Raw genomic sequence first — 16806 nt, 5'->3', positions numbered from 1 at the left:
CTCGGAAAATGTTTGCAGAAAAGAAAATGATTCGAAATATGCGTATTGCCATGCTGAGCTTGTTGGGGGCAACAGCATCGACTTGGGTTTTTGCTGATGCTCTGGTCATCAGTAACATGGCTGTGGGTGAATACAAAGAAGAAGGCTCTACCGTAGTTCAAGTGGCACGTTCCAACTTGGTTCAAACCACGGTGATTCCTGTTTATAACCTCGGTTTGAAAGATAACCGAACGGAATATGTGCGTCCAGGGCAGGCGGTCTATTATCACCATGTTCTAACCAATACTGGGAACGAACGCGATCTTTATAATTTGTTGGGCAGTCAAATTGCAGGGGGGAGTTTTACCCATAGCAATATTGAAATTTATTTAGATGCCGATCGAAATGGTGTTGCAGACAATAATACTCCGATTAGCCAATATAGCTTAAATGCTGGAGAGACGGTTGCACTGATTATTAAAGCCATTATTCCTTCATCAGCTGCCGTAAATAGCTCCAGTCAGATTCAACTCACAGCGACCTCTACACAACAACCAAGTCTGACTCAAAATAATATTGATACATCACGAATCACCGATCAGGCGGTTCTAAATTTAACCAAGAGCTTTGATAAAACAAGCGTAGTAAATGGTGATATTGCAACCGTCCGTTTAACCTATTTCAATAATGGTAATAATAGTGGCGTGGTCAATATCAGTGACTTGTTGGATACCACGCAGTTGACTTATGTCACAGGTAATGAAAACTGGAATGGGCAAGCACTGAATTCTGCGACAGGCAGTAATGATCCAACAGGCATTAATTATTACCTTGATACGGATGGTAAAACGATTCGTGCGCAAATCACCAATGTCCCTGCGAATGCGCAAGGCTATATTGAGTTCCGTGTTCGGGTTGCTCGTACTGCACCCGGTGAGATTCCCAACTTTGCAAATATGGACTATGACCATGACAGTTCGACTACCACGCCTAACTTAGTCACCCAGTCTAACACTGCTGTGTTAAGCATTAAGCCGATTTATGGGGTGGTCATTAATGCGGATGCGAATAGTGTAAGTGGTAGTGATTTATTAGAAAAATTAGGGGCGAGTAGTGGTGGAACCGTTGTCTTTGAAAACTATGTGTGGAATACAGGAACGGTAGCAGATCGGTTCAATTTAACTTTTAACAGCCATAATTTACCGATAGGGAGTGTATTGGAATTCTATCGTGCAGATGGCGTCACTCCACTGTTTGATAGTAATAATGACGGTATTGTTGATACGGGAACGCTAGATGCAGGCGCTAAACTTCCGATAATTGTGAAAGTTACGTTCCCTGCAGACTATATAGATACAGCCAATACTACGTATAACATTGTGCCTAAAGCACAATCGATTTTAGACAATACCAAAACAGATACGGTACAAGATCGTACCTCACTGATTCAAAGTACAGCCTCTCGGTTGGTTGACCTGATCAATAGCCCTGAAACTACGGCAAATGGGACAGGAAATGGCAATGTGTCGAATGGTGGTTCGCCGTGGAAAATTTTAGCTGGGGTGAATAATCTAACGGTGGTGTTCCCACTCACTGTACGTCATACAGGTCAAGCGACGGCATATAGTTTTAGTGCTGATGCCGATAATAATTTTGCGACGGTTGCATTGCCAAGCGATATCAGTTCGGTGCGCTATTTTGCTTCATCAACCACAGACTGCTCGGTGCTTGGAGCAGAAATTGCTTCGACTCGATTGTTGAATAATGGGGAGTCTCAGCTCTATTGTGCCGTGGTCGAAATTCGGGCCGATGCCAAGACCACAACCCAACCGATTCCAATTTATTTTAAAGTGGCTTCGTCTAATTTGATGACCTCAGCGCCAAGTAATGGTTATGACGTTATTCAAAATGCAATTACGATTAACTCAAATGCGAGTCAAGGTGGGGTGAGTTTAGAACCTGATTTACGTGGGCAAATTGCCCCAGGAGGCAGTATTGTTTATACCCACACCTTAAAACCGTGGGGAACGTCTGTATTGTCAGCAACGGATAATTTAAGCGTTGCCAATGATCGAACTGGCTTTACCACAACACTTTATTATGATGCCAATAATGATGGGCAGTTAGATGCATCTGACCCGATTATTCAAAACTTATCTATTGTGAATGCTTCTATTCTTAGCAGTAAAGCACCGATTCGTATCTTTAATAAAGTTGAAAATACCGCGTATAACACTGTTGGAGTCGTGAATACTTCCATCATTAGCCTAAAAAATAGTGCTGGGACGATATTAGATACGGCAACAGACATTACAACTATAACCACTGCGCCAGTCCGTTTGAGTAAGTTGCAAGCTAAAGATAATAATTGTGATGGGGTCGCGGATAGTGCGTATACCTCAAATGTCTTGCCGATCACGCGTAATGCAGATGGTTCGGGGCAATGTGTTCTGTATCAATTAACCGTGAAGAATTTGGGTGCTTCGGCCATTGGTCGATTTAATTTTTATGATTACACGCCTGAAGCGATGGTCATGAGTAAAGCACCAAGTTGTAGTACATGTGAATCTGGTTCGCTTAGTGCGCCTGCTCTGGGGCAAATGGGTGCAATTAAGGGTTCAGTTACGGCAATAAAAAGCAATGAAAGTCATAGCTTAGAGTTTGGAGTGAAGTATGTGGGGAACTAAAATGAAATGCATTCAGAAAAAAATCATGCTTTCTGTTGTGCTTTCCACAATAGGGATTTCCTTGACGCATGCCTTGACTCCACTCAGTGATAATCCAATCCCCATTGCTCGTTTTGAGGTTATTGGTGCAAACACGCCTACAATTGTACAAGGTGATGTGGGTACACAAACCATTACCATTAAAAATTTTGGACCATCCGCTGCGACAGCGACAAAAGTTGAAGTTAGGGCGGCTCTCACTACAGGTGTAAGCATCAGTCAGGTTCGAACAGCGTCTAATACGTGTACATTGGCCAACTCAATTTATACTTGTAATATTGGGGGCGTCGCAAATGCTGGCACATTTGATATTTATGTTGATTATTCTGTCGCCTCGACGGCCCCTATTTCAAGCGCGACGCAACAAACAACCATTGCGATTTCCAGTAATGAGGTAAATCCTGGCAGTGGGGTGGGTGAAAGTATTCATCGAGTTTGGGGGCAACCAGGAAGTACTCAAACAACTAATCCTCAAGCTTATGATGCTTTTTGGGCGGGTCGTAATACAAGCCAAACAATATGTAGTGGTTCTGGATGTGGAACTTATGCGGAGGAGACAAGTGCTATTTTAGGTGCATGGCCTGCAAGTAATAAAAATCCGATTGGTCAATATCTATCAGCCTCTATGCCTGGTAGTAATAGTGGAGATAGTTATTTTACCAATTTAGCCACATCCCCGAATCCAACATTTGTTCAAGCAGTCACGAATTTGACGACTTATCAATATAGAAATGTTTTATTACCCACGGTGAGTGCAACGAATAGTCGTGTGAATAACTTGCGTGCGTGGGAATTTGAAACTTATGTTTATATTCCTGCATCCACCAGTAGTGTGAGTGCTTGTGTTGGAAATTCTGGGGCTGAAGTGGATGATGGGGCATATATTTCGATAACACCTCCATCAGGTTCAGCGACCGTGATTCAAGACCCAAGGGATAGCTTCCAATCGGGTGTTAGATATGAAGTCGCTACTACAATTTCAACAGGTGGTTATTATAAAGTTAACTATCGAATGCTTAACCAAAATACTTCAAATAAGTATTCGCAAGGACAGTATGGCCCCATTGGAATGTCCTTTTCAGGTGGAACATGTAGTAATACGGAATTGCAACGTCTAACAGAAACAGGTTTTGGGACAGCGATTACAGTGGCTAAACGTAGTGATGATTTGGCTATTAGTAAAACAGTAGATAAAACTGTTGCTCAGGTTGGAGATGTAATTACTTACACGTTAAAGGTTTGGAATCAGGGTGAAAAAGCGATTTCAAATATTACCGTATCAGATTTAATTCCTGATAATTTGGCTGGTTTATATCGTTATTGTGTACCGAGTAGTGCCTCAGTGAGCTGCCCAACAGTGTCTAACCCTGATGATTCTAATCAACTGAGTGTCACGGTTAATACCTTGCCTGTAGATAAAACAGGGAATACCAACTTCTTAAGTTTTATTATTTCTGGCTTAGTGTATAAAGAGCCAACATCATCCAACCAAATTACCAATACTGCAACTGTGGACTCAGCAGAAGCAAAAGAAATTGATTTAACCAATAACACTAGTGCTGTGAGTACAACAGTAAATAAAAATACTCCGATCACTAGTGGTAGTTCGCAAAACCAATGCGTATATGGTCAATCGGTTAATTTGGTTTCAGATACAGCTTTCAGAGCGTATTTGGTTGATAATGCGAGCAGTACTTATGATAATGCTTTAAAAACAGCAGGAACAAGCCCAACGATTTTGCCAAATTCAGTGATGTATGGTACTGGCGTAAATGGTGCATTGCAGTTAAAAGGGCGTTTAAATTGGTCAAATGGTAGTCCTAAATCAAGTACCAGTGGAGCCACACTAAAAATTTTGGTCGATGGTGTGGTATATGCAACCTTAGTCACTCCTGCCAAGGGTTCAAATACTCAAGCTTCATTTACGGCTTTTAATGGTGCACAAGTGGATACTGCGGACTATGCGATTGGCTCATATGGTACCGATCCTGTTGCTATCAATTTTACGATTACGTTACCTACAACAGTGACAGTAGCAAAAATAGTACGTACCGAATTCCAAAATGTTCGGCCAAACGCTAGTACGTATGTGGGGGATGATATTGGAATTGGTTTTAATGAACTCAATGTTTGTCTTAAACCGACCTTCGAAATGAATAAAGTGTCTGAAAATGGCACAGACAGCTTCAACTTTAGTGCTTTTGCCAACTTGAGCAATGCCAATGCTGAAACCATTACCAGTGGTGAAGTGGTCACAACAGTAGTTGGGGCTGCACAATCGGTTCGTTTAAAGAAAAGTACATCCCCCGTTGAGCAAGGCTCATTATTGGCTTATGCAACACCAAACACAGCCATCAGTTTTACTGAATCGACATCGACTTTATATTCACTTAAAAGTATTGAATGTACAGATACCAATGCAGCCATTTCGGGAAATAGTACTGCCAATTTGGGGGGCGTCAATGGTTTGACCCAAACCATACCGGCAGCGAATGTGAAATTTGCCGCTAAACTCGTTTGTCGCGTGACCAACAGTAAAAAAGCAGGTTATGTATTTTCGGGGCGGGTGTTTAACGATAACAGCGGTACAACTTCGGATGTTTCTAAGGCGTATAACGCAATTGTAGATGCCGGTGAATTGGGAATTGCAGGGAGTATTGTTGAACTGCAAGATTGTAGCAGTAAGGCCGTTTTGGCCTCTACAACCAGCAATGCCAATGGTGATTTTAAAATTCAAACCTTAGATGATGTATTTGCTGGGCGAAGTAATATTTGTCTGGTACAGCGTAATTTGACAGGTTTTGATTCGGTGAGTTCTGCAAAAGCCAGTAGCGTGACAGCGACAGCCGACACCAGTAATGACTTCTTTACCATTCCTAAAGCTGCAAATGTGACTAGCTATGATGGTTTCTTGTTTGGTGATGCCGAGTTACAGTTGGTCTTAACACAAAATGGACAGAAAACCATTGTGGCAGGTGATGTAGTGGATTATCCACACGAGCTCAGTGCGAAAAGTGTGATGAATGTGCTGAATTTAACTGAAACTAAAGAGCAACAGCCTGCAAACAATCAGCCTTGGCAGAGTTTGGTTTATGTAGATAGCAACTGTAATGCGCAGTTGGATCAAGGTGAAAGTTTACTTTCGAGTCGTGTATTAAAAGCCAATGAAAAAATTTGTTTGATTCAGCGAGTAAATTCACCTACCACGGCACAAGGTGGTGATCGCTTTATTGCGAGCTTCAAGGTCAATGGCAAGGCGACTTATACTGCTGCGACGACCAAGGAAAGTAATAGTGTGAATGATATTACAACGATTGGTACAGCAGGCTTAAGTATTAGTAAATTGGTCCGTAAAACGACGGCATGCCCGGCACCAAGTAGTGAGACGACAGTATTTACTGTAGCCAATCAAGCTGCGAAAGGGGATTATTTGGAATATCAAATGACCTATATCAATAATTCAAACAAGAATTTAGTCGATATCGTTCTAAAAGATAGTGTTCCCGTGGGTACGGTTTATGGAACGATGTCGTGTACAGCTTCTGGTTGTCAAACTGAAGCAAATGCAGGGCAGTTGAAATGGACAATTCCTGGTGTGTTGGCACCGAAACAAAAGGGACAAGTGGGTTTCTGTGTACGGATTCCCGATTAGTTAATTTGTGATATGACAAGCTCCTTCTGGGATCTACACGAAGGGGCTTTTTATTGCTCGTTTTTGATATATAGGACTATGATTTTCTGCATATTTATTTGAAAAATATATTAAATGATAAGCGTGAATTGAGTGATTTAAAGACAGTTATAGCATCTATTTTATCCAGATAATTCTCTCAAAAAAACAACATTTAGGATTTTCGAAGAGCATTTAAGTTTTTTCTGTCAGTTGTAATTTTTTGTATCTCTTGAAAATGTTTCTGTATGTAATTTAATTTAAAATTTAAAAAATTATAAATATCAATAGTTTCATTTTATTTGCGTGATTTTTTGTATCAACATGAAATAGTCTAAAGTGAACTGGTTAACATTTTTTTTAAATAATGTATGGTTGTTTGTGTGATTTTTGTTTAATATTGCTTTGAGATTTGTTGCATTAATTTATAAAAAAGTGATTAGTGTCACAAAAAGTTCGCATTGGTTCGCAGTGGATAAAATCATGTTAAACAAAAATTCTATGCTGAAAAAAATGACAATTAGTTTGATGTTTGTTGGGGTTGCTGCCAGTGCGATGGTGGCAACTGCAGCGACCAATAATGAGCCTGTCTCTGTTCAGCTTAAAGCGTTTAAAAAAGTTGTAGACAATAAGGGGAATGCACAATTTAAAGCTGCAGACTCAATTAAACCGCAGGATGTGATTGAGTATCGTGCGACTTATACCAACAACACGACAGGTAATATCAAAAGCTTAAAGGCGACATTACCGATTCCAGCAGATACCCAATATTTGGGTGCAAGTTTGCCTTCTGGTGCATTGGGTAGCACGGATGGTGTCAACTTTGCTGCAATGCCATTAAAGAAAAAAGTAGATGGAAAATTGGTCAATATTCCATTGAAAGAATACCGCGCTTTACAGTGGCAAATTGCAGAGTTACCAGCGAAAAAGTCTGTAACGGTTAGTGCACAAGCCAAAGTAAATACTTCAAACGATTAATTTCTAAATTTTACACACATCATTCCGATGGAGTCGGGGGACTTTCATGTCTATGAATTTGAAAACAACAAAGCGAAATAACCTTTATTTGTCAATTGCGACAGTCTTAGGTGGGTTTGCTTTCTTTGCTACAGGCACCACATATGCAGCTGCACCAGCTGCGGGTACGAACATTAGTAACATTGCAACAGCATCGTATGTGGATGGTACGTCGACCACACGCACTGTCACTTCGAATGAAGTCAAAACGACTGTTTTACAAGTGGGTAGTTTCACACTTGAACAAGACCGTAGTGCGACTGCGAATCCGAACGGTGTGGTGACTCTATCACACGTCTTGACCAACACTGGTAATGGAACAGATAAGTTCACACTAAGTTTGGCAAACATCGCTGGTGATGCATTTGATTTCTCAAATATTGCGATTTATTTAGATGCGAACAAAGACGGCGTGCCTGATAACAACACCAATTTAATGGGGCAGGTTATTACCTTAAATGCGGGTGAGTCTGCAGGTTTAGTGGTTGTGGGTACAACGGCATCAACAGCTCAGGCAAATGACTTGGGTAAATTGACTTTATCAGCAGAAAGTACGTTCATCGGTTCAAGTGATATCAAAGTTAACACGGATACAGTGAAAATCGTGGGCGGCGCGGTGATTCAAGTCACAAAATCTGCCAATGTTACTGCTGTAACTCGTGGTGATACGGTGACTTATGAGTTGACCTATAAAAACACAGGTAATGCTGACGCAACAAATTTAACCATTGAAGATATCCTGCCAGCAGGTGTGACGTACGTTGCTGGGTCTGCGCGTTGGAGTGGTCAAACAGCGGCATTGACAGATACTACTGGTGACGAAACAGCAGCGAAGTACGAATTTACCAATGGTAAAGCGCAGTTGGTATTGGCATCAGTACCACGTAACAGCACAGGAAAATTAACATTCCAAGTAACAGTCAACGCAAGCGCACCAGCGGGTAAAATTACTAACATCGCAACATTTGACCCAGATGGTCCAGGTACAGAAAGTCCTCAACCTACTAACCCGTATGATGTCACAGTTCAGTCGACTTATATTGGTACGATCAATGATTTAGCAACAGACCCTTACTCAGATGCTGAAGTCGCGGGTTCTAAAGATGACTTAATCTCTACCACTGCTGTTCAAGGTTCACCTATCTTATTTGGTGCTTCAAGCTCAACTGAAGATATTTGGATTCATAACCTAGGTAATGTGACTGAGACATATAACATTAAAGTCGATAAATCTAAGCTACCAGCAGGTTCTATCGTTGAATTGTTAAAGTCAGATGGTAATACACCATTAACGGATACCAATGGTGACGCAAGTGTAGATAGTGGTCCATTGGCTTCTGGTGGTCATCTTGAAATTTCTGCACGTATTACTTTGCCTAATGGGTATACAGGGCCGATTACAGCTCCTGGCCTAGATACAATCTTAACCATTACACCTGTACATGGCACTCTATCAGATAAGATCACTTTACGTATTACTGACATCACTACTTCTAAAGTCGATTTGAGTAATGGTAAGGGTAATAAAGACTATATAGAAAATGATACTGCACTTACAGGTGAAGGTGCATATGTTGCGGCTAATATTGTAACGACAGTAACGACTAAACCTGGTGTTGCAGGAACATTCCCGATAGCTGTGACCAATGGTGGTTCAACTGCAGACAATTATAACTTTGGTACTGATCAACCATTACCATCAGGTTGGACTGTTGAGTACTTTGTTGCTGACTCAACTGGTGTATGTTCTTCGACTAAAGTGACCAACACAGGTGCAATTCAGCCAAATGCAACGGCTTATTTCTGTGCCAAAGTGACGCCATCAACCGATGCAACACCTGCAAATAGCCAAGATATTGTCTTCACGATTAACTCTCCTGCAACTGGCTTAACTGACAAGATGAAAGATCGTCTTGTTGTAGAAGCTGTTCGTGGACTGTCGTTCTTAGCTGATCAACAAGGTCAGGTCGCTCCAGGCGGTACGATTGTTTATAAGCATACTTTGACCAACAACGGTAACGTTGTAGAAGGGGTGACAGGGGGAAGTACACTTCCATTTGCAATCACGCATGACCCATCAAATAGTGGCTTTGTAACCTCAGTTTATGTGGACAAAAACAATAATGGTGTTGCTGACGCGAGTGAGTTGGTTACTGGTGCTGATCTTAATGCGTGGCTAACAGCGACGAATGGTGCAGATGGTCTTTCGCCAAATGAAAGCGTAAGTATCTTGGTGAAAGTTGAAGCACCAAGTAATGCAACTGCAGGTCAGGCCGATCTATCTATTGTAACCATCACTCCGACAGGTGAGTTGAACAGTATTGCTGCCCCAGCTGCTGTCACTGTAACTGATAAAACTACAGTGAACATTGGTCAAGTTCGTTTGGAAAAATTACAAGCGCTAGACGCTGATTGTAATGGCGCTGAAGAAGGCAATTTCGGAACATCGACGCTTCAAGCAAAACCAGGTGCTTGTATCATTTACCAAATTAAGGCGGTGAATGATGGTAACCAAGCAGTAACTAAAGTTGTGATCACGGATGCTGTGCCAAGTTATACCACTTTAGGTACAACACCAGCAGCTGCACTAGATCCTGCATCAAAAGGTACGGTATCGAATACAGCAAACAATTTGAAATCAACTGAGTTTGCTTTAGCACCTTCTGAAACGGTCACAATGAAGTTCAGCGTTAAGGTCGATGGACAATAATTAAGACATAACATTAATAACTATTTTTGTGGATAGGCATTGTCAAAATGCCTATCCCTTAACCTTGTTTTACTTGGTATTGGGGTATTTTCGTGATTAAACGAGTTCAGCCGCTATATAATCATAAGATCAAGCTCATTTTCTCAAGCTTAGCAACCGCTATGGCTTTGGTAAATCATGCTTATGCTGTGATGCCTGCTGCTGGGCAAAATATCACCAATACTGCGTATGCAAGTTTTGTACAAAAGGACGGTTTGATTGGTCAGGCCGTTTCCAATACTGTTCAAGTGACGATTAATCCCCAATATGTCATTAGTCTGACTTCACCAGCTCGTCAGGAAATCAATGCGGGTGCAAAAGTTATTTGGTTAAACACTTTAACTAATCACAGTAATACACAAGCCGATATTTCAATTGATAAAAATTCGGTTCCAGAATTATCCAATATAAAAATTTATGTCGACAGTAATCAAAATGGTGAGTTTGATCGTTCAGACTTATTGGTGACAGGGCATTTGAGTTTAGAAAGCGGTCAAAAAGTTGACCTATGGGTCATCGCTGATTCATCGAGCTCTTTGAATGATAGTCAACAAGTTGATTTACCACTGCGTGCATATGTCATTCAGGATCCAACAGCTATTGCAGATGCTGTTAACGGCTTAATTAGTTTTTTACCTCAGTTAACGGCAACCAAGGCTGTCGATAAAAGTAGTTTCGAACCAAAAGCGGGTCAGTCTTACGATTTAACTTATACCTTAAACGTAAAAAATACCTCTACGCGCAACTCGGGTACTAAGCCGATTGAGGTCGATGGACAAACCATTAATGCTGTGGTGTTATTGGACGAGTTACCAACCAACACCACGTTTAAATCAGCAAAAGCAAATAACTCAAAAGCTTTAGTGCTATATCCATTAGGCCAAGATAAATTTACCCAGCAGATCCCGAACGATAAATCACTCATCAACACTTTAGTGGTGGCTTATCCGCAAGCGTTAGCAGCCAATGCGACTGAAACGGTCGAACTGGTTGTGACGATGAACTCGAATATTAACCATACATCGATTTCCAACATCTTTAGTGTTGAGCATGGCCTAGTCTCAAATATTAAAAAGACTCTGTCGAATGAAGTGGTCACCACAGTGGGTGGAAGCTCTTCCATCACTAATAACAGCAAAGATTATTCTAATATTTTAGCGACTGGCAGTTTAACTAAGCCGTTGTATATTGCAGCAAATAGTGCCATGTGTAATGCCACGCGCAGCAGTGTAGAAAAAGTTAAAATCAAAGTTCAATCGACGAAAACTGGTGATATTGAATATGTACAGGGTGTTGAAACTGGCATCAACACAGGCATATTCCGGTTTTCATTACCTACGCAGGAGTCTGCGACAGCACAGCAGAATGATAATATTTTACAAACGGTTAAGCGTGATCAAGTGGTTGTTAGCTTAACGGATTGCTTGGATGAAAATGGTAACTCCACAAACAGTATTAGTGATGTAGATACCAATGTACTCATTGATCCATATGGTGTGGTTTTTGATGCCAAAACCAATCAACCTGTTGCGGGTGCAACCGTTACTTTATTGGATGCTAATGGCAAACCTGCTGAAAATGTTGCTTATAAACTAGATGAAACCACAGGGAACAAAGTTGCTATTCCTGCAAAGCAGGTAACCAATAGTGATGGTGAGTTTATTTACCCTTATGTTGAAAATGGTACTTATAGCTTATATATCGACACCTCAACGATTGCGGGTGGAACTCACTATAAATTTACCAGTGACAAAACCATTTATAATAATTTTGATCAGCGTGTGGTCGATGCATCATGGTCTTATGGCGGAAACTTTACTTTAAAAACAGGTGATGCTGCACTCAATATTGATATCCCAATCGACCCAGTTGATATTGTGACGCCAATTAATGACAAATTGGTCATTAAAAAAGAAGTGGTGGGTGATAAAACAGCTGAGATTGGTGACTTTAAAGATTATATGGTGACGGTTGCCAATATGGGTGACTCAACACTGTATGACGTCAATATGAAAGATACTTTGCCGCGAGGCTTTGTGTATGTGTCAGGCACCACGCGTGTCAATGGTCAAAAGAGTAACGACCCACAGGGTGGCAAAGGTCCTTATTTAACTTTAGGTTTAGGTACACTGACACCGAAACAAGAAGCGAAAGTTCAATACCGTGTGTATGTCGGGCCAAATGCTTTAAGTGGCGATGGGATTAACCGTGTTTACGCGCAGGATAATAAAAATACGACTTCAAATGAAGCACAAGCGGCAGTCAAAGTGACACCAGGGGTATTTAGTCCAGATGGTTTCGTGGTGGGTAAAGTATTTACTGACTGTAACCGTAATGGGGTGCAAGATGCGGGCGAGCTTGGTGTTCCAGGTGTTCGTATTTATATGGAAGATGGTAACTTTGTGGTCACTGACCGTGAAGGGAAATATAACTTCTATGGCATTAAACCAATTACCCATGTCCTCAAAGTCGACAATACCACTTTACCGAATAATGCTGAGTTGGTACTGATCAGTAACCGTCAAGCGGGTGATCCAGCCAGCCGATTTGTGGACCTAAAACGCGGTGAATTGCACCGTGCCGATTTCGCGATTGCAGATACCGCAGGCGAATGTAGTCAGGCGTTGGCAACACAAATTGAAGCGCGCCGTAGCAAAATTGATGCACAACTTGATGCACTTGAGCAAACCTTACGCCAAGATTTAAACGTAGATGCACAGAGCAGTTATGTGACTGATGTTCAAGGTCAGCCTGCAAGTGGTTGTATTAGTGCTTCGGGGGCTTCGGCAAACTGTAATATTGAATATAAAAAAGAGCAGATTAAAGATGTTAAAACGGTTCAAGTTGAACCAGTTAAAACACCAACGATTTTAGATTTAGAGCAAGAACTACAACGTTCTGAGTCGAACCAACTTGCAATTTTGAACTTAAATGAACAGCAAGTACTACCTGCTCAACAAGCAACCATTCAGGTGAAGGGTGCTTTAGGAACCGACATCCGTTTATTTGTGAATGATGAGCAAATTTCGGAAAAACGTATTGGTAAAAAAGCAGCTTATCAAGAGCATGGAGTTGCTGGTTTAGACTTTATTGGTGTGCCGCTGCTTGCAGGTAAAAACACAGTTGCAGTTCGCCAGTACGACAGCTTTGGCAATCTACGTGACCAACAGCAAGTGACAGTAATCGCACCAGATGCGATGAGTCAACTGACTGCGCAGCCTGTAGAACAAGTGGTTTATGCCAATGGAAAAGACGTTTATCAAGTTGTTGTTAAGGTGCTTGACCGCAATGGCACGGCTGTTGCAACACGTACCCCAATTACGATAGAAACATCGGTGGGAACGGTTCAACTCAAAGATTTAGATCCAGATAAGCCCGGTATTCAAGTTTTTGCTGAAGGTGGCTCACTGGTGATCCCAGTCCTTGCGCCATTAGAAGCAGGTTCAGGTGTGCTGCGTATTCGTAGTGGTATTTATGAGCAGACTGTTCCAGTTCGCTTTTTAGCAGAATTACGCCCAATGTTGGTTGCGGGGATTATCGAAGGTTCATTTGCAATGAACAAATTCGACCCAAAAAATTTATCACAGAGTTCGACTCAAGATGGCTTTGAAGAAGAACTGAATGATTTGTCCAGTTCAGGCGATGGTGAAACCGCCATTCGTGGTCGTGCAGCCTTGTTCCTGAAAGGTAAGGTACGTGGGGATTATTTACTGACTTTAGCTTATGACTCAAGCAAAGAAAATAATCAGCGCCTATTCCGTGATATTCGCCCAGATGAATATTACCCCGTGTATGGTGATGCATCGGCAAAAGGGTTTGATGCGCAGTCCACCAGTAAACTTTATGTCCGTGTGGATAAAGGCCGTTCTTATGCCATGTATGGGGACTATGTTACACGTACAGAAAATGACGAAGGGCTTTCACTGGGTCAATACAGCCGTTCATTGACAGGTCTGAAGTCAACTGTTGAAGGGGATCGTTACCAAGTTTCGGGCTTTGCAGCACGAACCAATGCAACGCAAATCGTGAATGAATTACGTGCAATGGGGGTTTCTGGCCCATATTCTTTAGGTATTGATACCGACGATATTTTAGAAAATAGTGAAAAGGTGGAAGTGATTGTTCGTGATCGTAACAATCCAGGTTTGATTATTGCGCAGCGTACTTTAAATCGCTTCAGCGACTACCAAGTAGATACCTATACCAACAGTATTTACCTGACCTCACCGTTGAGCAGTATTGATGAAAACCTGAATCCTGTTTATCTACGGATTACGGTAGAGTCGGATCAAGGGGGGCAGGAATATACCGTTGCTGGCGTGAATGGCCATTATAAACTCAATGACAAAGTGAAGGTGGGTGGCTCTTATATTCAAAATGATGATCCTATGGATCAAGAGAAAATTGCCAGTGCCAATACCGTCATTCATTGGAATGATAAGACCAAACTGATTGCGGAATATGCATATTCTGACCACGATGCCCTAAACATTGACCAATTGACAGATGTGAATGCGTCAAATAGTACAGACACATCTGGTGATGGCACAGCGGCACGCGTTGAATTGGAATACAAAAATGACAAGGTCGATTTACGTGCTTACCATCAACAAGCAGATGAAGGTTTCCGTAATGCAGCGTCTTCAATCAGTTCAGGGCGCAAAGAAAGTGCAGTCAAACTTAATGCACGTTTAGATCAGTTTGGTATTTTACGTGTTGAAGCGGTAAGAACTGAAGATAGTGTGAATGAAGGTGTTCGCCATGGCGTGAGCGCTTCGATTGAGAAAGCGATTAACCGTATTGTAAGTTTAGAGCTGGGTGCACGTTATTATAATGAGTCAGCCAATGCAGCCAGTGCTTCAACCCAAAATGTTGAAACGCCATATGACGGTACCACTGTGCGCGCTAAATTAAAAACAGCACTCCCTTTTGATGGTTCAAGTGCTTTCCTAGAATATGAGCAAGACATCGCGGATAGTGACCGCCGTGTATTTGCTGTAGGTGGTGATGCACAAGTTTATAAAAATATTCATGCCTATGCGCGCCATGAGTTCATTTCAAGTATAGGCGGATTATACGAGCTCAATGACACGCAAAAACGTAATACCACCGTTTTTGGTTTAGACAGTGAATATATGCGTGATGGCTCTGTGTTTAGTGAATATCGTGTACGTGATGGTATGAGCGCACGTGAAGCTGAAGCCGCGATGGGTGTGCGTAATCGTTGGCAGCTTAAAGAAGGGCTATTCTTTAATACCAGTTTTGAAAAAGTAAAAGTCTTTGAAGGTGAAAATAAAGATTCACTAGAGTCTACCGCTGCGACTTTGGGCTTTGAACACCTTTACAATCCACGCTGGAAAAATGTGGCACGTATAGAAGGGCGTTGGTCTAATCAAAGTGATAGCTATTTAAATACTTTAGGTACCGCGTACAAGTATTCAGACGAAGTGACCTTATTGGCTAAAAATGTCTTGAATATTACCGACAATAAGTCTGCAGATTCTGGCGATCGCGTGATTGACCGTGTTCAGGTCGGTGCTGCATATCGTGATTTGGCAACCAATCGTTTTGACTCTTTGAGCAAAATTGAATATCGCTACGAGAAAAATGAAACAACGCTGAATGATCCATATGAGCGCAATGTTTATATCATGTCTCATCATATGAATTATCATCCAACACGTTCGGTGCATGTATCTGGGCAATATGCGGTTAAATATTTGGATGAAACTTATGATCTACTGCAAACCAGTGGTATGACTCAAATGCTCAACAGTCGTTTTATGTACGACATTAATGAGCGTTGGGATGCAGGAGTGAATGCTGGCGTGATGTGGAACAGTGTTTCGGATGGAACCAAGTTGATGGCAGGGGTTGAAGTGGGTTATCTACTAGCGTCGAACCTTTGGGTTTCAGGTGGATATAACTTTGTGGGCTATCAAGATAAAGATCTGATCGATAGTGATACAACGATGAATGGTGCATATTTCCGTTTCCGCTTCAAATTTGACGAAAACCTATTTAACAAAAATAAGCCTTCAGTCAATAAAGCCTTGGAGCCTAAATAATGTTGAAACACTATGCTAAACATGTATTGTGGCTTGCGGCTTTGGGTACGGTGGTGGCGCATGCTGTAGAGGTTCCTGTTAGTTCAAGTTATCCAGTTTCGCAGGTGCATGAGCAATTGCACACTGCAATTGAGCAAGCGACGGACGTACGGGACAAGTACCAGTTAGAAAAAGCACGAACATGGCTGAGTTATGCTGACCATGAATATAGTGAAAAAGCGAAGCGTCAAAATATTGATCTGATCTATCAGCAGGTCTTAGAGATTGTATATGCAGATCAGCGTGCAACGTTAAGTGTAGAAACACCAATGCTACCGTTTTCCCAACTAATGCGCCGTGATTTATGGACGCGTGCCGCAACGATAAAAACACAGCCTGGGTTTCAATGTGCTTATAAAGAACTTGCACAAGCTGAAGTGAATTTGGTTTGGGCAGCTGCTGAGTACCATGAATTAGGTTGGCATCATTCGCGTGAGATTTTTGCTTCAGCAGAACGTTTGATGGATCAAGCCACTTATTTATCGGAAAACTGTGGCACACTTTAACTTAACGCAGTTCGCTTTTTAGAAAAATTGCAGCAACTGCAATCAGTACACA

At 41.7% G+C, this 16806-nt stretch carries 6 protein-coding genes; all 6 read left to right on the top strand.

All coding sequences use genetic code 11. From position 1 onward, the window contains the following. Positions 1-8: 8 nt before the first annotated feature. The 6 genes from F946_RS02200 to F946_RS02175 all read left to right on the top strand — a co-directional run bounded on the left by F946_RS02200 (position 9) and on the right by F946_RS02175 (position 16754). On the top strand, positions 9-2666 hold the full coding sequence (locus F946_RS02200) for a DUF11 domain-containing protein (RefSeq protein ID WP_004978446.1): 2658 nt from the start codon (positions 9-11) through the stop codon (positions 2664-2666). After that, positions 2653-6357: a DUF11 domain-containing protein gene (locus F946_RS16860; protein ID WP_004978445.1), complete on the top strand. Its 3705-nt coding sequence runs from the start codon at positions 2653-2655 to the stop codon at positions 6355-6357. The genes F946_RS02200 and F946_RS16860 overlap by 14 nt, the downstream gene beginning before the upstream one ends. A 501-nt stretch (positions 6358-6858) precedes the next feature. After that, positions 6859-7353 carry a hypothetical protein gene (locus F946_RS02190; protein WP_004978444.1) on the top strand — a complete coding sequence of 165 codons (495 nt, stop codon included), beginning with the start codon at positions 6859-6861 and terminating at the stop codon, positions 7351-7353. 46 nt (positions 7354-7399) lie between these two features. Then, on the top strand, positions 7400-10102 hold the full coding sequence (locus F946_RS02185) for a DUF11 domain-containing protein (RefSeq protein WP_004978443.1): 2703 nt from the start codon (positions 7400-7402) through the stop codon (positions 10100-10102). A gap of 92 nt (positions 10103-10194) precedes the next feature. Next, positions 10195-16209 (top strand): SdrD B-like domain-containing protein, encoded by a 6015-nt coding sequence (locus tag F946_RS02180; RefSeq protein WP_035326269.1) that lies wholly within the window; start codon positions 10195-10197, stop codon positions 16207-16209. Continuing rightward, positions 16209-16754, top strand: a complete 546-nt coding sequence (locus F946_RS02175; RefSeq protein WP_004978441.1) for a hypothetical protein — start codon at positions 16209-16211, stop codon at positions 16752-16754. Before F946_RS02180 ends, F946_RS02175 begins: the two co-directional genes overlap by 1 nt. Positions 16755-16806: the final 52 nt, after the last annotated feature.

The sequence above is a fragment of the Acinetobacter johnsonii ANC 3681 genome (assembly GCF_000368805.1).
Lineage (GTDB): Bacteria > Pseudomonadota > Gammaproteobacteria > Pseudomonadales > Moraxellaceae > Acinetobacter > Acinetobacter johnsonii.
Note: the sequence above shows the minus strand (reverse complement) of the source record. Positions and strands in the feature narration are given on the sequence as shown.